Raw genomic sequence first — 19,353 nt, 5'->3', positions numbered from 1 at the left:
CCGTACGCGGTGATGTCGGCGACCTTCGCCCTGATCGCGGAGACCGGCCGTAGCACTCGGCCGACCGCCAGCCAGGTGAACAGCGCGACCACCGTGAGGAGCGCCGGAACCCCCGGGATCAGCAGGTTCCTCAGCGTGGTCATCGCCGCCAGGGCCGGTGCCTTGGAGGCCTTTCCGAGAACGGTGACCGGGCCGTCCTCGGTCTCGAACGTCCGTCTGACCACGAGCACGGCCTCGTCGGGTAACGGGGGGCCGTCGTCTTCGCCGGTGGCAGCCGAGCCCGGCAGCGGCCCCTTCCCGTCTGGCGGCACCGCTCCCTTTTCGAGCGGTTGAACCATTCCCTTTCCGTACCCCGGGTTACCCGGCCCCGACTCCGCCTTCAGATGTTGCATCTGTTTCTTGGCGTCGTTCGCCGCCAACTCCTTTGTGGAGGCCGTCAGGCTCGAGTCCAGCGCGGTGAACAGCGCGATCGAGGCCAGGCAGAGCGCCGCCGCCACCGCGGCGGTGGCCGTAAGCGTCGTGCGGAGACGTACTCCCATGTCAGCCCTCCAGCCGGTAGCCCACGCCCCGCACGGTCTTCAGCGTCGTCCGTCCGAACGGTTTGTCGATCTTGCGGCGCAGCGCGCTGATGTAGACCTCGACGACGTTCGAATCGCCGTCGTACGCGAAGTCCCAGGCCTGGGCGAGCAGCTCGGGCTTGCTCACCACCTCGCCCGCGTGCCGCGTCAGGCAGTGCAGGATCGCGAACTCCTTGGGTGTCAACGCGATCTGTACGTCCCCTCGGCTGCACTTCAGCCCGGCCGGATCGACCCGGAGATCCCCGATGGTCAGCACCGTCGGCCGCTCCCGCACCTTGCGCCGGGCCAGCGCTCTGAGTCGCGCCAGCAGTACGACGTACGAAAACGGCTTTGTCAGATAATCGTCCGCGCCGGTGTCCAGCGCCTCCGCCTCGTCGTACTCTCCGTCCTTCGCGGTCAGCATGAGGATCGGCGTCCAGTTTCCGGCCTCCCGCAGCTTCGCGCAGACCCCATAGCCGTGCAGCAACGGCAGCATCACATCCAGCACGATCACGTCGTACGAATGCTCGGTCGCCATCCACAGGCCCTCGCGCCCGTCGTAGGCGAGATCGACCGCGAAGCCCTCTTTGGTCAGGCCGTCTTTGAGCAGCTCGGTCAACCTGCGTTCGTCTTCCACCAGAAGTAGGCGCACGTCAACAGGGTGAAGGTATGCACCTAAGGTCAACATGAAGATCATCGTTTACCTCTTCAGGCTCGCTTCAGGTTTGGAGGCCCAAACTGCTGAGCGTTCCGTCAACCGATCACGGGCAGCCCCACGGGCAGCCGATCTAGGGAGTGACCAGAGAGTGAAGAAGAGGAGCATGATCCTCGCGGGGGTCGTCATGACGGTGGGCCTCGGCATCGGCGGCGCCACGGCCGCGTCCGCGACCTCCACCGGCGCCCCGAAGCCGGGGGTCGCCTGCGCCGTGAAGGGTGGGCCGACGGCCGCGGGGGCGGGCAAGACCACCGTCAAGGTCGACCAGGACGGCAAGGTCTTCGTGAACGGCAAGGAGGTCCCGAAGAGCAAGCTGCGCACCCTCTGCAAGCAGCCGCCGCTGCCCGGCAAGGGCGTCGCCTGCATCATGAAGGCCAAGGCGGACAGGGCCGACAAGGGCGGCAAGTTCAGGGGGGACAAGTTCAGGGGCGGCAAGGTCTTCGTGGACGGCAAGGAGGCCCCGAAGAGCAAGCTGCGCACCCTCTGCAAGGAGCCCCCGCTGCCCGGCAAGGGCGTCGTCTGCATCGTGCACGTCAAGGGCGACGAGAGCGGCGAGTTCGGCGCGAGCGACGAGAAGGTCTACGTCGGCGGCAAGCCGGCCCCGGAGGGTAAGGCGCACTTCAAGTGCCCCCTGCCCAAGGAGCTCGGTGAGGGCACGGATGACGTGCACCTCGGGGACGACGCCCCGGTGGCCGTCACGCCGAACTGACACACGACTCGCCGCAGGCGCTGACCACTCCATGCGAACGTCCCGCCGGCCACCTCGCCGGCGGGACGTTTCCGCCGGTCAGGCGCGTGTGAGCAGGTCGAGCGTCGGGTTTGAGGCCCTCGGGGAGGAGATCGAGCGAGCTTCTCCAGAGGTCATCGCTCGGGAGGGCAGGCATGCCGGGAAACCAGGGTGGCCGTCATGATTCGCGGCACTCTCGGCATGCGCGTCATCGTCCAGGGCCGCCTGCGCCAGCGCATCCACGACACCGGACCCGGCGACAAGCGCGTCGTCCGCGAACTCGAAGTCGACGAAGTCGGCCCTTCGCTTCGGCCCCGGCGCCTTCACCGGCTGACCGGCCTATGCCGCGGCCCGGGGTGACGGCCTCGCTCACCCGCTGACGCGGGCATAGCACCCGGAGCGAGGAGATCAGGTGGTCGACGTCCGGGAGGTAACGCCGGCCCTACTGACAGCTGATTCGCGACCAGCCACCAACCGTCAGCAGGCCGTACGGTCGTCAAGATTACGATCTACCGCTGGAGTATTAGTTTTGACGCCCTTCAGAGTCGAAGTTCTGGCGTCCCGTGCCAATGACTTGGCACGGGAAGTCAAGACGCCATGTGTCGCGTTGCCGGATACTCATGCAGGGGATTTCTTGTGCATTTCCTGCACATCGCACGGGCGCATACGAAAGGGGCAGTCATGCGGGGATACGGCGAGAGCCTGTTCGGCAGGTTCCGGGCTGTCAGAGTGTCGGCCTCCCTACTCGTGGGAGTGTCCTCGGCACTTGTGCTGAGCATCGGATCGGCGTCCCCGGCTCAAGCATCGGATTACCGACGTGAGGCGGAGACCACGTTCAAGGTACAGGGCGGCACGAGCGACTCGCCCTGTACCGGTTGGGTGTGGATAGGCCAAACTTGGAACGGCTCAATCGAGGCGTCCACTTCTGTCAAGTGCCCCGGACAGCAACTAGGGATGCTGGCCAGGGCGCGCATCGCCACCCGCAAGATCGGCGGCATTCTGTCAACGCGTAACGTCAACTGCGCCCTCGCTAAATATTGCATTGCAAGTAAGAGCATTTCCGGTTCCAACGGAAAAACCTACTGCAATCAGGGTTATGTTGCCACCATCGGCCTCATAGAGAAAGAAGGATTCGGGAACGTCTGCATCACGACCTGATGCCCAGTGAGGTGATCTCCCGGCCATCGCTTTCTTCTCCTTCGATCTTGACTTCGCAATCACGAAGGATCACGCGATGGCTGTCCTCATTTCACGACGCCACGCCTCTATCCAGCGGAAACTCTTACACCACCCCCGTGGACGCAACCCATGCAGGGGTAGCGCGCTCACTCCGTCGTCCCAGCAGCGAGGCGCGACCGGTGCCAGTCGAACGCCCGCTACCGAGCGAGGCGCATCGGCCATATTCGATAGGGCGTCCTGCAAGTTACCGAGCAGAGCAGACGGCCGCATACAGCAGGCGTGAAAGTACCAGTCGATCTTGAGCCGTTACCCTTCGGCCGGCGCTACCGGCGACTCGACTTGGCCCGGAAGCTTCGACGCGCCGGCCAGCTCGCGACACGCCTTCAGCATGGCGCCAGTCCCCGATCCGACAAGGAGATCAGGCGGCGGACCGACGTGGTGGGCACCTTCCCCAGCCGGGACGCGATCGTCCGGCTGGTCGGCGCGGTGCTGGCCGAGCAGCACGACGAGTGGGCCGAGGGGCGGCGTCATCTCGGGCTGGAGGTGCTGGCCGAGTGCCGCAAAGCCACCGAGAAAGAGGATGAGGAAGACAAAGCTGACGCAAGTGTGACAATTAATGCTATTGCTGCTTAAATAGCATCAGATCGCAGAGTGGCTTCATTCTCGTCCACCACGATTTTAGACGCGACCGCAGGCGGCAGGGGGATACGCCGGTGCAAGTGATCATGTCTACCGACGGGCTGCCCCCTGCGGAGCGGTTCGAGGGCTGGTTGGACCATATGTCGCAACTGGTGGTGCCAGTGCGGTTCAGTTCGGACAACAGGGCTGATTTCCACGGCAGGATCGAGGCGATGGATCTGGGAGGCGTTCAGATCTCCTCGCATCTCATCTCCGGATGCGACGCTTTCAGGACATCTCGGCTGATCCGCCAGTCCGATCCGGAGCTCTTCTATCTCCTCTGTACGTTGTCCGGACGTATCAACCTTGTTCAGGAGCGGAACTCCGCCACGCTGGGCCGCCTGGACATGGCGCTTTACCACACGTCGCGGCCCTATCACGTCCGGGCGGGCGGCAAGCAGGGCAACCACGCGCTGCTGCTGGCGTTCCCCGGCGGCCTGCTGCCCTTCGCCGGGCGCGCGCTGGAGCAGAACATCGCGAAGGTTTTGCCGGGGAGTCACGGCATCGGAGCGTTGGTCGCGACTTTCCTCCGCGGCCTGGCCGCAGACAGAAGCCCATACTCCCCTGCCGACCTGGTACGCCTGGGCATCACGCTGACCGACCTGGTCACTATGCTGCTCGGTCATCACCTGGACGCGGCCCTCCCGCCAGACGCGGGCCGGCGCTCCCTCCTGCTACGCATTCACGCCCACATCCAGCGGAACCTCGGGGACCGCACGCTGTCGCCGGCGACGATCGCCACCGCGCACAACATCTCCGTGCGCACTCTGCACCGACTCTTCGCACTGGAGAACATGACCGTCGCCAGGTGGATCCGTACGCAACGACTGGAGCACTGCCGTCGTGACCTGGTGCGGCCCACTGTGGAACGGGAACCGATCCACGCTACGGCAGCGCGGTGGGGCTTCTCCGACGCAGCGGTTTTCACCCGCGCCTTCCGGGCTGCCTATGGGATGAGCCCGCAGGAGTATCAGGCCCGCAATCTCCCAGCCTCCTCCGTCGACTGATCCCACCTCGCGGACGAGGGCCGGACTGACGACCGAAATCTCGAGAGGCCGAAGAACGGCAGCCTGTCACGCATCGACAAGCGCCTGTCACGGAAGATCATGGACTTATCCAATCGATCGCCCTATTCTCGACCGGCGACGACGTGACACGCGCTCGATGGACGCGTGCGGCCTTTCTGGAAATCTTTCAGGAGAGATTCTTGTCCAAGATATCCGCCCGGCGGATGGCTTCCGCCGCGGCGCTGCTCATGCTGACCGCGTTCCTTTTTTCCGGGATGTCCAGCCTGAAATCTGGCGAGGCATCGGCGGGAGCGTCCCGTCCGACCCCGCGGTCCACCTCGACGTCCCCCGTGCCCAGGAGAACGGACCGGCCGCCGACCGCGCCCGCCGGGTTCGTCTACCGGTCCGGCAGGAACCTGATGCTCAACGGCAACCTCTATCGTTTCGCGGGCTTCAACGCATTCGGTATGACGGGGTGCGCAACCGGGGATCCGTGGACGCGGGCACAACTGGACACCTACTTCTCCGGATTGCCGCCGGTGGCCATGAGCCGTACGTGGGCGTTCAAGTCGTACGGCGTCGACGAACTCGACGTCATCGTGGAACGGGCGCAGGCGCACGGGCAGAAACTGATCCTCTCGCTGGCGAACCAAGGGGCCGACTGCGGCGAGGCGGCGAAGGACGCGGCCTGGTATCAGGGAGGCTTCCGCGGCGCATATCTCTCGTGGGTCCGTGAAGTGGTCACCCGTTACAAGAACTCCCCCGCCATAGGCATGTGGGAGATCATCAACGAGCCCGGGCACCGGACCACCGGCGTCACCACCTCCATGATCAAAGCGTTCCTCGACGAGACCGCGGCGGTCATCAAGACGATCGACCCGCACCACCTGATCGAGAGCGGTGCCATGGCCGAGTTCACCGAAGGTACGGGAACGTCGGACAACTACGGCACTCTCCACAGCGGGCCGAACATCGACGTGGGCAGCCTGCACGAGTACGACCAGGATCACAACGACCAGGTGCTGTCCCGGCACCTCGCCCCGACGTTGTCCCAGCTCTACCGGCTCAACAAGCCGTTCATCGTCGGCGAGACGGGGATCGTCGCAGGCCCGGGATGCGCCGTCACGACCCAGCAGCGCGCAGCGATGTTCAAGAAGGAGTTCGACGGCTACTTCCTCTCCGGCGTGAGCGGCGTACTGATCTGGACGTACAGCCCCAACCCCAGGACCTCGGACCCCGAAGACGCGTGCATGCACCAGGTCCGCGCGCCCGATCCCGACCCGGCCATCGCCATGGTGGGTGACTACACGACACCGGCGACCGTGCCGGCGCCGACCGGCGAGCGGCAGCTCGAACTGCTCAGCACCAGGCAGTGCATAGAGGTGCCGGACACTGCCGACGGGGCCGTGGCCGTCCAGAGCGCTTGCGACGCGACGGCGGCCGACCAGCGTTTCACGTTCAGGCCCACCACGGGCGGCTTCTACGAACTCGTCGCCAAGCACACCGGCAAGTGCATCGAAGTGCAGGGGCAGAGCCTCACCCTCAGGGCGCTGGTCCAGCAGTCGGACTGTTCGCCACCCGCGGCGAACCAGCAGGTCCGCCTCGAGCCCACGGACAACGGCTATTACCGCATCGTCTTCCGGCACAGCGTTCAGTGCCTGACCCTGAACACCTCAGGGCAGATGCAGCAGTTCGACTGCAAGACGCCCGCGCTGACCAGCCAGCAGTGGAAGGTCAAGTGAATCTCCAGGGCGCCGTCCTCAGGCGCGATGTCCCCGAACTTCGCCGACCTGGATCGGCTGCGTACCGAGCTGGCCCGGGTGCGGCGCAAGGGTTTCGCACTCGACCAGGGCCGTTCTGAGCGCGGCGTGGTGGCGGTCGGCGTGCCGGTCAGAGCCCCGGGCGGGAACGCCGTCGCCGGCCTGTCGGTGTCGATGCCGAGCGGACGCTACGACAGGCACCGGCTGCCGTCGCTCGTCGGCATCCTTTCCCGTACCGCGGGCGCCGTCGATGCCGATCTCGCCTGCTCCGCCTGAACAGGCGGCCGAAGGCCACCTGCGAAGGCGGTCGCAGACGGGATGGAAGCCGCCGCACTCCGATCCGGAACTCAGGTTCGGATGGAGCACGGCGGCCGCCGCGAGATCGACGCCGCCGATCAGGCGATGGAGAAGTCGTCGGCGTAGACGGTGCCCTGGCCGTACCAGCCGTTGACGTAGACGGTCACGGCGCCGGACGAGCCTGTGGTGAAGGACAGGGACAGTTCCTTCCAGCCGCCCGACGAGGTCCAGGTGGAGCCGGTCGCGCCGCCGGACACGCCGAGGAAGGTGAAGTTGCCCTGCACCCAGGCCTTCAGCGTGTACCCGTGGTTGGGCTCAAGCGTCAGCGACTGGGTGCACTGGCCGGTCTGGCTCTGCGTCGGGGTGACCTGCAGGGCGTGCGAGCCCGAGTGCGCCGGGGTGCCGACGACCGTGCTGCCCGACTGGCAGACCCACGGGCTGAGCCCGCCGGACTCGAAACCGGGGTTGCCGACCGTGCCGCCGCCGGGCGACCCGTTGATCTTCAGGGTGAAGGTCGTGGTGTGGCTTCCGGACGGTGAGGTGCCGGTGACGGTGATCGGGTAGGTGCCCGGCTGGGCCGCCGGGGTGGTGGCCAGCGTCAGCGTGGAGCCACCGCCGGCCGTGACGGAGGCGGGGCTGAGCGTCGCGCTCACCCCGGAGGGCGCCCCGGCGGCGGTGAGGCCGACGGTCTGCGCCCCGCCGTTGGTCACCGCGGTGCTCACGGTGGCCGTCGCCGTCCCGCCGGGATCGATCGAGCCGGACGAGGGCGACACCGAGATCGAGAAGTCGTCGTCCGGGGGCTGCTGGCCGCCACCGGAGAACGGCGCGAACGTCTGGCTGAAGAACCAGGTGCTCTGCTCGATGCCCGAGCAGCTGTCGGAACCGCCGGTGCCGGGGCAACCGCCGTTGTCACGCTGGAGCGCCCAGAACGAGATCATCGCGAGGCCCTTGCCGGTCGCCCAGTTCAGCACGGGCGCGGCGTCCGCCGTGCGGAACGTCTCGGCCGCGCCGTAGTCGTCGATGCCGATCATCTCGGTGACGCCGATCATGTTCCAGACCTGGTCGGACGTCTTGTCCGGGTAGAGGACGGCGAGTTGGTCGTGGAGCCCGGTCGCCGCGTTCTGGGTGTCGGTCGCCATGTTGTGGCCGGCGCCGTCGTAGTAGTCGAACGTCATGATGTTGACGACGTCGATCCTGGCGTTGTTGGTCTTGGCGTTCCGCAGCACGGTCAGGCCGCTGTCGGCGAGGCCGTGTGTGGTCGTCGGCAGCGTGTACGAGAACTGGACGGTCTTGCCGTTGGCGGCGGCCCAGTCCTCGGTCAGCTTGATCGCCTTGTTGCGGCGGTCGATCCCGGCGCCGTTGTTCAGCGAGTTGTCTTCGATGTCGAGGTCGATCCGGGTGACCCCGTACGTGTTGATCACGCTCTGGAAGACGGCCGCGATCGAGTTGACGTTGGTGCAGCTGTCGGCGATCTCGGTGCCGGTGCTGGTCGCCGTGTAACCGCCGAAGGACGGGATGACGTCGCCGCCGGCGTTCCGGATCTTCGTGATCGACGCGCCGAACGTCGAGGAGGCGATCGGCATGCCGGTGTCGCCGTTCCAGTAGGCCGTGCACGAGCCCTTCGTCGCGGCCTGGAGGAACGCCATGGACAGGTATTTCGCCCCGGACTGCTGGGAGAGCGTCGCGGGGTCCTCGCCGGTCCACGCCTCGAAGTAGGGCGCGAACACGTGCGCGGGCAAGGCTGCCGCGGCCTGTGCGGCGGTCGCCCGTGGGGTCGCCGCCTGCGCTGTGGCGGTCTGGGTCGCGGTGAGGCCGAGCGTCGCGGTGGCGGTGGCGATCAGGGCCACGGTGGCGCGCAGCAGTGTGCGTGGTCGCATGAAATCTCCTGCACCAGGAGTGATCGGCGCCTGGGGAGCCGATCGTGGGGGGTGATGGTGCACCGGCGAGGCCGCCGGTGGATTTGCTCCAGCAGCGAACTGCTGGACGAGCACACGGATCCGCGTACCCCATGCTCGGGATCGGCGAGCTTATTTGTCAAGGTTCTTAACAATTACTCGCCTCACCAGCGAAGACGCCGTGCGTTACACCGGAAGGGCGTCGCGAGGCCCGCTGAGGCGCACGCGTCGAGGGCGTCGCCGGGCGGCACGCCGGCGGCGCGGCAACGTGGGCGAAGGCCGCCCCCGGGCAGGAGGGGACGGCCTTCGCGGTCGTCGGCCGGCGTCGGACCCGGCCCAGGTCAGGCCTGTTCTAACGACCCTGGAGCGACCTGGCGTTGTCGCCGAAGGTCCAGCCCTTCGACCCGTCCCAGTTGACGGACCAGGTCATCAGGCCCTTGAGCTGACCGTTGAAGCTGTTCCAGCTCTGGCTCACCAGGGACGGCGACATGTAGCCGCCTCCGGCGCCGGGCTGGGCGGGCAGGCCGGGGACCTGCTTGTCGTACGGAACCCTGATCGTGGTGCCCTGGATGACCAGGCCCTTGTCCAGGCAGGTGGTCTGGGCCACGAATCCCTGGACCGTCCCCGCGGAGTAGGAGTCACCCGAGCAGCCGTACATGCTCCCGTTGTAGTACTGCATGTTCAGCCACCACAGGCGGCCGTTGTCCACGTACTTCTTGATGATCGGCAGGTAGGCGCCCCAGATCGAGCCGTAGGTGACGCTGCCTCCGGTGACGTACGCCGTCTCGGGAGCCATGGTCAGGCCGAAGTTGGACGGCATCCGGGCGAGCACGCCGTCGATGATGCGGATGAGGTTGGACTGGGAGGCGGACAGCTGGCCGATGCTGCCGCTGCCGCTGAGGCCGGTCTCGATGTCGATGTCGATGCCGTCGAAGTTGTACCTCTTGAGGATCGGCACGATGGTCTCGACGAAGCGGTCGGCGACGGTGCTGGAGCTGAGATCGATGCCGGCGGCGGCGCCGCCGATGGACATCAGTATCGTCGCGCCGTCGGCCTTGGCCTGGCACATCTCAGCCGGCGTCGCGACCTTGACGGTGCTGTCCATGCCGTCTTCCCATAGGACCGTGCCGTCCGAGCGGATGACCGGGAACGCCGCGTTGATCACGTTGTAGCCGTGCTGCCGGATGCGGGCGTCGTTGATCGGCGTCCAGCCGAACGGAGGGTGCACGCCGTTGGACGAGCCGTCCCAGTTCTCCCAGTATCCCTGGACGACCTTGCCGGCCGGCCGTCCCTTCACCGGGCACGTCACGTCTCCGGGCGACGGCGAGGAGGAGGGGGAAGGCGACGGAGAAGGCGACCGAGAAGGCGACGGCGACGGGGAGGTTGACGGAGAAGGCGACGGCGAGGGCCCGCCGGGGCCGTCGAAGCTGATGTCGTCGGCGTAGTAGGTGCCCTGGCCGTACCAGCCGTGCAGGTAGACCGTCGCGCTCGTCTGGCCGGCACCGGTGGTGAAGGACACGCGTAGCTGCGTGTAGGCGGACGGCGACGAGGTCCAGGTGGACGATCCGCCGTTCACGCCGAGGTACACGTAGCTTCCGCGGACCCATGCGCTCAGGGTGTAGGCGGTGTTCGGCTTCACGGACACGGTCTGGGTGCACTGCGCGTTGTCCGAGCCGCCGGCCGCGCCGGCCAGCGCCTTGCCGCCGGTGTGGACGGGGGAACCGACCACCGATCCCAGGCCGCCGGTGCAGGACCAGGGGGCGAGGTTTCCGGTCTCGAAGTCGGGGTTCGCCAGCAGATTGGCCGCGTTGGCCGGTGCCTGCGTGAGGACGGCGCCCGTGGCCGCCAGCAGCAGTGATGCCGCCAGCGTCAGCAGGCGGGGTGTGCGCTTTCGCATGAAGGTCTCCTGAAGCAGGAGTGATCGGAGCCATGGCGCCGATCGTGGGGGGTGATGGCGCGCCGGCGACGTCACGGTGGGTCGGTTCACCAGCGAGCCGCTGGACGGTACGGATCCGTGATCCCATGGTCGGGACCGGCGTTCTATCTGTCAAGATTGTTAACAGATAACTCGCTCACCAGCGGCGATGTCCGCATGTTCGGAAGGGTGCGCGAGGTCGAGCGGATGGGCGCGGTCACGAACTGTGGCCGGGCCCGCCCCGCGCACGCTCGCGGCGACGCGGGGGCCGCGGTCACGAGCCGCGACCGGGCCCGCGCCATGCACTCTCGCGGCCACGCGGGCGCCCCTTCATCTCCCGGCCTTCCGGGCAGAGCGCTCCGTCGTCGCGGATCGGCCGGCACTTGACGACGCGGATGTTATCGGTAACTCTTCTCTGCATCACCGGAATCCTCCGGGTCCCTGGTGGCGCGTGGAGAGAGAATGTGATCGATAACATTACCTACGACCGGCCCGTGCAGGGGCACCGCCGGATGGAGCGCCGGCTCGCTGCACGGGTTCGCGCCGTCGCCGAGGCGTACGTCCTGCTCGCGCCGAGCCTCGTCGGCTTCCTGCTCTTCCTGGTGGCGCCCATCTTCGGCGTGGCGGCGCTGAGCCTGTTCGACTGGAACCTCATGGGCGCGCCCTCGTTCGTCGGGCTGGACAACTACCGCGAAATCGCCGCCGATCCCGAGGTGTGGCGGGCCGTGCTCAACACGATCTACTACGTGGTGCTCAACATCCCGGCGCAGACCGTGCTGGCGCTGCTGCTGGCGCTGGCGCTGAACCGGCGGATGCGCGGCGGCAAGGTGCTCCGGGTGGTCTTCGTGCTGCCCTGGATGGCCATGCCGGTGGCACTCGGCATCATCTGGTCCTGGGTGTTCGACCCCAGATACGGCGTGGTCAACCAGGCGCTGGGCATGGTGGGGATCGACGGCCCGAACTGGCTCACCGACCCCGCGTGGGCCATGCCGGTGATCGCCTCGGTGAACGTCTGGCAGTACACGGGCTACACGATGCTGATCCTGCTGGCCGGGCTGCAGGCGATTCCGCACACGCTGTACGAGGCCGCGGCGATCGACGGCACCACGCCGGTGCAGCGGTTCTTCATGATCACCCTGCCGCTGCTGCGGCCGTCGCTGTTCTTCGTGCTGGTGACGAACACGATCGGGTCGTTCCAGATCTTCGACACGGTCTTCGTGATGACCCAGGGCGGTCCGGGCGGCGCCACCGACGTGCTGAACTTCCACATCTACCAGCAGGGGTTCCAGCTCTTCCGGTCCGGCTACGCCTCGGCGCTGGCGATGGTGCTGTTCGCGCTGATCCTGCTGGTCACCGCGGCGCAGTTCCTCTATTTCCGCAAGCGCACCGTCTACGACTTCTCCTGAGGAGCCCGATGAAGAGGATCGCTCTGTATCTCGCGCTCTTCGCGGGCGCCGTGGTCTCGGTCGCGCCGTACCTGATGACGTTGAACTCGGCCTTCAAGGAACCCGCGCAGGTGCTCACCACCCGCGCCTGGGAGCCCGCCTTTCCCGTCACGCTCGAGAACTTCGCCCAGGTCTGGTCGGACTACGACATGGCCGGTTTCCTGCTGCACTCGCTGGTCTACGCCGGGGCCGTCACGGTCGGGCAGGTCGTGTTCAGCACGATGGCCGCCTACGCCTTCGGCAGGATGTCGTTCCCCGGCCGCGACGTGCTGTTCTGGGGCTACCTCGCGACGATGATGGTGCCGCAGATCGTCACTCTGGTCCCGCTCTTCCTGATCATGCGGGAGTTCGGGCTGATCGACACCTATCTCGGGCTGATCCTGCCCACCGCGTTCGGCACGCCGTACGGGATCTTCCTGGTGCGGCAGTACTTCCGCACGATCCCCGGGGACCTGGAGTCCGCCGCGCGCATCGACGGCGCGGGCACGCTGACCGTGCTCGTCCGGGTGCTGCTCCCGCTCAGCCGGCCGATCCTGGCCACCCTCGCGACCATCACGTTCATCACGACCTGGAACACGCTGCTGTGGCCGCTGATCGTCACGAACGGCGACGCGACCCGGGTGGTCACGCTCGGCATCTCGGCCCTGAAGGGCCAGTACTCCTCGCAGTACCACCTGATCCTGGCGGCCGCCGCCCTCGCGCTGCTGCCGCTCGTCGTGATCTTCCTGCTGTTCCAGCGGCACATCGTCCGTTCGATCGCCCTCACCGGGCTGAAGTAACCACCCCCCGCAGAGAGAAGGGCATGCACCTATGTCCAGAAAAATCGCCTTATCCGCTGTCGCGGCGGCGGCCCTGCTGTCCCTCGCCGCCTGCGGCGGCGGAGACGACTCGGACTCCACCGGCGGCGCCGTCACCCTCAGGTACGCCATGTGGGACGAGGTGCAGAAGCCACCGATCGAGCAGTCGATCCGCGAGTTCGAGAAGGCCCACCCGACCATCAAGGTGCAGATCGAGCTGAACAACTGGAACGACTACTGGAGCAAGCTGCAGACCCAGCTCGCCGGGCGTTCGGCCCCCGACGTGTTCTGGGACCACGTCTCCTACTTCCCCAAGTTCAGCAAGGAGGGCGTGCTCACCGACCTGGCGCCGCTCATCGCCCAGGACAAGGTGGACACCTCGATCTACGACTCCAAGCTCGCCGAGGGCTGGAAGGTGGACGGCAAGGTCTACGGCCTGCCCAAGGACTGGGACACCATCGGGCTCTTCTACAGCACCAAGGCCCTCAAGGAGGCCGGGCTCACCCCCGCCGACCTCGACGGCCTCACCTGGAACCCCGCCGACGGCGGCACCTTCGTCAAGACGCTGCAGAAACTGACGGTCGACGAGAACGGCAAGCACGCCGACGAGGCGGGCTTCGACCCCAAGAAGGTCAAGCAGTACGGCCTGGCCATGCAGGCGCCCACCGGTCAGCAGGACTGGTGGAACTTCGCGCTGCAGAACGGCTGCACGCTCCAGGACAAGCCCTGGGGCCGCTGGACCATCGACCAGCCGGCCTGCGTGCAGGCCATCCAGTTCGTCCAGGACCTGCGGCTGAAGTACCACGTCGCGGTGCCCGCCACGGTCACCAACCCGCCCAACGGCCCGTCCCTGGACCAGGTCGTCGGGCGCGGCGAGGCGGCCGCCGCGATGGACGGAAGCTGGATGCTGCGCGCGTTCGACACCGCGCTGCCGGGCGGCGGGTTCGGCGTCGCCGACCTCCCCGCGGGCCCGGTCGGCAAGGGCAGCGTCTACAACGGCCTGACCGAGGCCGTCTACGCCGGCACCAAGCACCCGAAGGAAGCGTGGGAGCTGCTCAAGTGGCTGACGTCCGAACGCCATCAGAAGGCCGTCGCCCAGGCGGGCGCCGTCTGGCCGGGCATCCCCTCGCTCAACGACGTCTTCGCCGACGCGTGGAAGGCCAAGGGCGTCGACGTCAGCGGCTTCAAGAAGGCGGCCGAGGGCACCACGATGGGCTACCCGCTGACCGAGGCGGCCGACGTCTACAACGTCAAGGCGCTCGACATCTTCAACCAGGTCTGGCTGGGCCAGCTGTCGCCGCAGGACGCCGCCCAGAAGATCACCACCGAGGCCAACGCCGCCATCAAGTAAGGTCTGACTCATGGAAGTTACCGGTCACATGTCTGCCCAGGACGCTCCCCGCCCACGGTCGGCGAGCATCTGGGACGTCGCCCGGGTGGCCGGTGTCTCCCAGCAGACCGTGAGCCGCGTCATCAACGGCAAGGCCCGGGTCAGCGAGGCGACCCGGGCCAGGGTCCTCCAGGTCATCGCCGAGCTCGGCTACCGGCCCAACCGGCTGGCCCAGGCGCTGGCCGGAGGGCCGGTCCGCTCGGTCACCGTCCTCACCTCCGACACCGCCCTGTACGGCGCCGCCGCCACGCTGCGCGGCATGGAGGAGGCGGCCAGGACGGCCGGGTTCTCCGTGGGCATCAGCGTGCTGGAGCGGGACTCCGGCCAGGCGGACATCGCCCTGCGGCTGAACCGGCCCGGGGAGGCGGTCATGGTGATCGCCTTCGACGACGCGGGCGTGCGCGCGCTGCGGGCGCTGCCCGCGGACGTCCCGGTCGCGGCGGCCGTCGAGCGGCGGCCCGACGACGGGCCTGACGACCCCTGGCAGATCTGGCTGGACGACCGGGCGGCGTCCGCGCACGCGACCCGCTACCTGCTGGGCCTGGGGCACCGGACCGTCCACTACGTGGCCATCCCCTCCTCCACCAGCGCGCTGCCGCAGCGCACCCAGGGCTGGCAGGACGCGCTGCGCGCCGCCGGCCGGCCGCTGCCCGAGCCGCTGCCCGGCGGCTGGAGCCCCCGATCCGGCTACCTCGCCGTACGCTCCCTGCTCGCGGACCGATCGGTCACCGCGATCCTGTGCGGCAACGACGACCTGGCGCTGGGCGTCATGCGGGCCGCCCGCGAAGCCGGGCGGGACATCCCCGGCGACCTCAGCGTGGTCGGCTTCGACGACTCCCCGCCCTCGGCCTACCTCAACCCCTCGCTCACCACGGTCCGGCTCGATTTCGAGGGTCTCGGCCGGGCCTGCTTCGGCCTGCTGCACCGCAGGCTGGACCCCCAGAACGCCCCGGCCGTCCCGGCCTGGAGCGAGCCCGAACTGATCGTGCGGGAGAGCAGCGGCCCCGCGCCCGCCTGACCTCCCACGCCTCCACAGCCCTCCGCCGCGCCATGCGGGCGGGGCGATCCCGCATGCCATGCCGCCTTCTCCTTCGCCGTCGTCGAAAGGCTGAGATGATCTACCACGACTCCGAACACCGCCTGTGGGTGCTGTCCGGGCCGTCCTCCTCCTACGTACTGCACCTCGACGAGGCCGACCGGCCGCGCGTCATGCACTGGGGACCCCGGCTCACCCCGGAGCAGGCGGCCTCGCTGCTGCTGCGGCTGCCGCGGCCCGGCTTCCGGCCGGTGGAGGACCCGCTGGAGGGCTCCTTCGACCTGGTCGCGACCGGGGGCCTGTGCTACGGACACGCCGGCCTGCAGGTGCGCTTCGCCGACGGCACCCGCGACCTGGAGCTCGTCTTCACCGGGCAACGCCGCACCGATCGGGAGCTGGTGCTGGAGTACGCCGACCGTCATTACCCGCTGGCCCTGGAATGCCACTACCGCCTGTACGACGACGTGATCGAGCGCCACCTGGTCCTGCGCAACGAGGGCGAGCCCGTCACCGTCGCACGGGCGGACTCCGCCACCTGGGTACTCCCCCGGCTGAACGGCTACCGGCTCAGCTCCGTACGCGGTCAGTGGGCCGCCGAGACCCGCCTGCACCGCGCCGAGCTGCCGTACGGCGAGACCGTCCTGACCAGCCGCAGGGGGGTGACCAGCCACCAGGCCAACCCCTGGGCGATGATCGACGACGGCACGGCGGGCGAGGAGCACGGCGCCGTCTACTCCTGCGCGCTGGCCTGGAGCGGGAGCTGGCGGCTCACCGCCCAGCGTCTTCCCACCGAGCGGGTGACGCTGTCCGCGGGATTCGGGCACGACCCCGTGACCTGGGAGCTGGGCCCCGGCGAGGAGCTGGTCACGCCGGTGTGCGCGGGCCTCTACACCGAGGGCGGCTTCGGCGCGGCGAGCCGCGCCTGGCACGACCACCAGCTCCGGCATGTCCTGCCGCATGCGGGCGAGGTCCGGCCGGTGCTCTACAACTCCTGGGAGGCCACGGGCTTCGACGTCTCACTGGACGGGCAGATCCGGCTGGCGGAGTCGGCCGCCCGGATAGGCGTGGAGCTGTTCGTGGTGGACGACGGCTGGTTCGGCGCCCGCACCCACGACGCCGCGGGGCTCGGCGACTGGTATCCCAACCCGCACCGGTTCCCCGACGGGCTCGGGCCGCTGATCGACCGGGTGCACGAGCTGGGCATGCGGTTCGGGCTGTGGGTGGAGCCGGAGATGGTCAACCCCGACAGCGACCTCTACCGCGCCCATCCCGACTGGGTGATCCACCGGCCGCACCGGGCTCGCACCGAGCACCGCAACCAGCTCGTGCTCGACCTGTCGCGGCCGGAGGTCGGGGACTGGCTGTTCCGGACGCTGGACGAGTTGCTGGCCAAGAACGCCATCGACTTCCTCAAGTGGGACATGAACCGCCCGTTCACCGAGGCGGGCCCGGACGATCGGCTGTGGCTGGGCCACGTCCGCACGCTCTACGACGTGCTCGACCGGCTGCGCGCCGCCCACCCGCACGTGCGGATCGAATCGTGCAGCAGCGGTGGCGGCCGGGTGGACCTCGGCATCCTGCGGCGCACCGACCAGGTGTGGACCTCCGACAACACCGACGCCCTCGACCGGCTGGACATCCAGCACGGCTTCTCGCAGCTCTACCCGGCCCGGGTGATGGGCGCGTGGGTCACCGACAGCCCCAATCCCTACACCGGCCGGGAGATCCCCCTCGACTTCCGTTTCCACGTGGCCATGGCCGGGGTGCTCGCGATCGGCGGCGCCCTGACCGAGTGGAGCCGGGCCGATGTGAACCGGGCGGCCGAACTGGTCGCCGACTACAAGCGGATCCGCCCACTGGTCCAGCACGGCCGGCAGTATCGCCTGCTGCCGCCGGACGGCGAGCTGTCGGCTGTGCAGTACCTCGCCGCCGACGGCGGCGAGGCCGCCGTGCTCGTCCACCGCCGCGCCCGCCGGTTCGGGCACGCCGACCCGGGGATCCCGCTGCGCGCCCTCGACCCGGACGCGCGCTACCGCGACACGGCCACGGGAGAGGTCCACCACGGGGCCGTCCTGCTCACCCACGGCCTGTTCCCCGCTCTGGCTCCCGGCGACTACGCCAGCGCCCTGGTCCACCTGGTCCGGGACTAAGGCGTCCGGGAGCAGGCGTCCGGGAGCAGGCGTCCGCTGACAGGCACGGGAGGAGGTCGCCGGGTGCCCGGCGGCCTCCTGCGTGCGTGTCATCTGGGTGTCAGGACCAGACGGTAAGCGCCGTTGGCGTCCTGGTTGGCGATCGGGATCGTGACGCTTCCGTTGGTGACGCTGTAGGCGTTCGACCACACCCGGGTCGCCGCCGCCACGTTCGTCTTGCGTCCCGAGCCCGGAACGTACTCGAGGGTCGCCGTGACCGAGGAGCCGAGCGCGCCGAGCCCGTCGACGCGGATCGTGTTGTTGCCGGCCTGGCCGCCGAAGACCAGGCTGAACGTCCTGCCGTCGTAGGCGGCCACTCCGTCGTTGTACGTGGTCGGAGTGACCTTGACGACGTTGCCGGTCTGGTCGGCGTACCACTTGTACATCCAGTACGACGCCGTCGGCTGGCCGTTGTACAGCAGGCCGTTGAGCGTGCCGGCCTCGTACCAGAACGCCCGCTCGGCGTCCCGCACGCCCTCGCGCTCGAACTGCGCGACGTAGTGGTTCACGCTGCTCGGCACGTCGATCTCGCCGGTCGTGGCGTACTCGTTGATGGAGATGGGCCGCGGCGAGATGCCGAGCTCGCGCTCCAGCGCCCGGTAGGCCCGGACGTTGGCGGTGACCTGCTGCCATCCGCTCAGCTCATGCCACGACACGACCTGCGGCACCGTGTTCGTCGCCTTGGCGTTGGTGAGGAAGGACCGCATCGCGTTCACGTTCCAGTACGAGTAGCTCGGCCCCATGATGGCCTTGTCCGGCTCGCTTTGCCGGATCCGCTGGTAGGTGCGCACCCACCCGTCGTTGAAGGAGACGCCCGACGCCGACGGCCAGGTCCAGTCCGGCTCGTTCCACGGCTCCCAGGCGTCGATGTTGCTGACGCCCGCCGACTTGGCCGCCGCGATCATCTTGTCGATCCGGCTGTACCAGTCGTTCCAGTTGGTCCAGTTGTAGGGGAAGCCGTCGAAGCTGTCCGCCATGTCGACGGTGATCACGGCGCCGATGGCGGCGGCGTTCCGCCAGATGTTCAGCGTGTCGCCGATCGGGACCGGGGAGCCGTTCGGCCGGTGCTCGTGCAGCGGCGGCGGCTGCCGGAGCTGGTGCAGCTTCAGCGGCTGCATGATCGACACCGGCGGGGTGTTCGCGTCGGACAGGCCGTAGAGGGTGCCCGACCCGACGCGGGTGACCGGTCGCACGACGCTGCCCGCGTCGACCACGAGGGCGCTGCCGCCGCCGGTCGTGGAGCTCCACTTCTGGTTGCTCTGCCCGTTGCAGGTCCACAGGATGACGGCGGTGCCGTTGACGGTGCCGGCGTGGTCCACGTCGAGGCACAGGCCTGACTGCGTCCCCGTGATCGACCCGTCGGAGTTCTGCCGCCACTTCTGGTTGGTCTGACCGTTGCAGGACCAGATGATCACCTGGGTGCCGGGCGAGGTCTGGTTGTTGTACGCGTCCACGCACCGCGTGCCGTTCATGGTGCGCAGTTCGCCGGCGGAGGTGAACTCGAAGCCCTGGTTGGCCTGACCGTTGCAGTCCCAGATGTCCAGCGCGGTGCCGAGCGTGTCGACGTTGCCCTTCACATCGAGGCAACGGCCGGAGACGGCGCTCACCAGCGGCGCGGGGGCCGCGGAGGCCGGCGCCGTCCAGGTGAGCGCGGTGGCCGCCAGGGTGACGAGCGCCGTGAGCAGGCCCATGAGTAGGCGCAGGGCGACGGCGCCCGGCGACCGTCGCCGCCCGGCCGCCGGGTGAACGGGTAAGTCGTGCATCGT

14 protein-coding genes and 3 pseudogenes are annotated in these 19,353 nt (G+C 68.3%); 12 read left to right on the top strand and 5 right to left on the bottom strand.

The window, feature by feature from the left end; all coding sequences use genetic code 11:
- Together FLW16_RS41265 and FLW16_RS41260 are read right to left on the bottom strand one after the other, a co-directional pair.
- Positions 1-497 (bottom strand): annotated as a pseudogene (locus FLW16_RS41265) (hypothetical protein); the annotation flags it as partial.
- Positions 498-540: 43 nt separating this feature from the next.
- On the bottom strand, positions 541-1,254 hold the full coding sequence (locus FLW16_RS41260) for a response regulator transcription factor (RefSeq protein WP_312847194.1): 714 nt from the start codon (positions 1,252-1,254) through the stop codon (positions 541-543).
- Positions 1,255-1,363: 109 nt separating this feature from the next.
- On the opposite strand from FLW16_RS41260, the gene FLW16_RS41255 reads away from it, so the two are divergent.
- From FLW16_RS41255 to FLW16_RS41225, 7 genes and pseudogenes are all read left to right on the top strand, one after another.
- Positions 1,364-1,981 (top strand): hypothetical protein, encoded by a 618-nt coding sequence (locus tag FLW16_RS41255; protein ID WP_185949827.1) that lies wholly within the window; start codon positions 1,364-1,366, stop codon positions 1,979-1,981.
- 210 nt (positions 1,982-2,191) lie between these two features.
- A pseudogene (locus FLW16_RS41250) lies at positions 2,192-2,311 on the top strand (single-stranded DNA-binding protein); the annotation flags it as partial.
- Between the two features lie 642 nt (positions 2,312-2,953).
- The gene (locus FLW16_RS41245; RefSeq protein WP_142566431.1) at positions 2,954-3,157 is read left to right on the top strand and encodes a hypothetical protein; all 204 of its coding nucleotides are present in this window, start codon (positions 2,954-2,956) and stop codon (positions 3,155-3,157) included.
- 423 nt (positions 3,158-3,580) lie between these two features.
- Positions 3,581-3,811, top strand: a pseudogene (locus FLW16_RS41240) (transposase); the annotation flags it as partial.
- Positions 3,812-3,891: 80 nt separating this feature from the next.
- Positions 3,892-4,863, top strand: coding sequence for a helix-turn-helix domain-containing protein (locus tag FLW16_RS41235; protein ID WP_142566430.1), 972 nt, complete (start codon positions 3,892-3,894; stop codon positions 4,861-4,863).
- Positions 4,864-5,213: 350 nt separating this feature from the next.
- Complete coding sequence (locus FLW16_RS41230) at positions 5,214-6,605, top strand: RICIN domain-containing protein (RefSeq protein ID WP_185949826.1); 1,392 nt, start codon at positions 5,214-5,216, stop codon at positions 6,603-6,605.
- Positions 6,606-6,632: 27 nt separating this feature from the next.
- Positions 6,633-6,899, top strand: coding sequence for an IclR family transcriptional regulator C-terminal domain-containing protein (locus tag FLW16_RS41225; RefSeq protein WP_142566428.1), 267 nt, complete (start codon positions 6,633-6,635; stop codon positions 6,897-6,899).
- Positions 6,900-7,018: 119 nt separating this feature from the next.
- On the opposite strand, the gene FLW16_RS41220 is transcribed toward FLW16_RS41225, so the two are convergent.
- Positions 7,019-8,797 (bottom strand): glycosyl hydrolase family 18 protein, encoded by a 1,779-nt coding sequence (locus tag FLW16_RS41220; protein WP_142566427.1) that lies wholly within the window; start codon positions 8,795-8,797, stop codon positions 7,019-7,021.
- 370 nt (positions 8,798-9,167) lie between these two features.
- Positions 9,168-10,712 carry a glycosyl hydrolase family 18 protein gene (locus FLW16_RS41215; protein WP_185949825.1) on the bottom strand — a complete coding sequence of 515 codons (1,545 nt, stop codon included), beginning with the start codon at positions 10,710-10,712 and terminating at the stop codon, positions 9,168-9,170.
- Between the two features lie 482 nt (positions 10,713-11,194).
- Between FLW16_RS41215 and FLW16_RS41210 the strand changes: the two genes are divergently transcribed.
- From FLW16_RS41210 to FLW16_RS41190, 5 genes are all read left to right on the top strand, one after another.
- A complete protein-coding gene (locus FLW16_RS41210) occupies positions 11,195-12,136 on the top strand; it encodes a carbohydrate ABC transporter permease (protein WP_221891558.1) in 942 nt (313 codons plus the stop codon).
- Positions 12,137-12,144: 8 nt separating this feature from the next.
- Positions 12,145-12,954, top strand: a complete 810-nt coding sequence (locus tag FLW16_RS41205) for a carbohydrate ABC transporter permease (RefSeq protein WP_142566426.1) — start codon at positions 12,145-12,147, stop codon at positions 12,952-12,954.
- A gap of 31 nt (positions 12,955-12,985) precedes the next feature.
- Positions 12,986-14,323 (top strand): sugar ABC transporter substrate-binding protein, encoded by a 1,338-nt coding sequence (locus FLW16_RS41200; protein ID WP_142566425.1) that lies wholly within the window; start codon positions 12,986-12,988, stop codon positions 14,321-14,323.
- A 10-nt stretch (positions 14,324-14,333) separates the two neighbouring features.
- The gene (locus FLW16_RS41195; RefSeq protein WP_142566424.1) at positions 14,334-15,380 is read left to right on the top strand and encodes a LacI family DNA-binding transcriptional regulator; all 1,047 of its coding nucleotides are present in this window, start codon (positions 14,334-14,336) and stop codon (positions 15,378-15,380) included.
- Positions 15,381-15,475: 95 nt separating this feature from the next.
- Positions 15,476-17,548 carry an alpha-galactosidase gene (locus FLW16_RS41190; RefSeq protein WP_142566423.1) on the top strand — a complete coding sequence of 691 codons (2,073 nt, stop codon included), beginning with the start codon at positions 15,476-15,478 and terminating at the stop codon, positions 17,546-17,548.
- A gap of 89 nt (positions 17,549-17,637) precedes the next feature.
- Here the strand turns inward: FLW16_RS41190 and FLW16_RS44815 are convergent, their stop codons facing one another.
- Entirely contained in the window at positions 17,638-19,350 is a 1,713-nt protein-coding gene (locus FLW16_RS44815) for an RICIN domain-containing protein (RefSeq protein WP_221891557.1), read from the bottom strand.
- Between the last annotated feature and the right edge of the window lie 3 nt (positions 19,351-19,353).

It is taken from the genome of Microbispora sp. KK1-11 (genome assembly GCF_006874435.1).
Lineage (GTDB): Bacteria > Actinomycetota > Actinomycetes > Streptosporangiales > Streptosporangiaceae > Microbispora > Microbispora catharanthi.
Note: the sequence above shows the minus strand (reverse complement) of the source record. Positions and strands in the feature narration are given on the sequence as shown.

Bases quoted from the DNA above. Each gene is read 5' to 3' on its own strand.
- FLW16_RS41200 (WP_142566425.1), top strand. From the start codon at position 12,986: ATGTCCAGAAAAATCGCCTTATCCGCTGTCGCGGCGGCGGCCCTGCTG.
- FLW16_RS41195 (WP_142566424.1), top strand. From the start codon at position 14,334: ATGGAAGTTACCGGTCACATGTCTGCCCAGGACGCTCCCCGCCCACGG.
- FLW16_RS44815 (WP_221891557.1), bottom strand. From the start codon at position 19,350: ATGCACGACTTACCCGTTCACCCGGCGGCCGGGCGGCGACGGTCGCCG.
- FLW16_RS41220 (WP_142566427.1), bottom strand. From the start codon at position 8,797: ATGCGACCACGCACACTGCTGCGCGCCACCGTGGCCCTGATCGCCACC.
- FLW16_RS41205 (WP_142566426.1), top strand. From the start codon at position 12,145: ATGAAGAGGATCGCTCTGTATCTCGCGCTCTTCGCGGGCGCCGTGGTC.
- FLW16_RS41245 (WP_142566431.1), top strand. From the start codon at position 2,954: ATGCTGGCCAGGGCGCGCATCGCCACCCGCAAGATCGGCGGCATTCTG.
- FLW16_RS41225 (WP_142566428.1), top strand. From the start codon at position 6,633: ATGTCCCCGAACTTCGCCGACCTGGATCGGCTGCGTACCGAGCTGGCC.
- FLW16_RS41260 (WP_312847194.1), bottom strand. From the start codon at position 1,254: ATGATCTTCATGTTGACCTTAGGTGCATACCTTCACCCTGTTGACGTG.
- FLW16_RS41215 (WP_185949825.1), bottom strand. From the start codon at position 10,712: ATGCGAAAGCGCACACCCCGCCTGCTGACGCTGGCGGCATCACTGCTG.
- FLW16_RS41190 (WP_142566423.1), top strand. From the start codon at position 15,476: ATGATCTACCACGACTCCGAACACCGCCTGTGGGTGCTGTCCGGGCCG.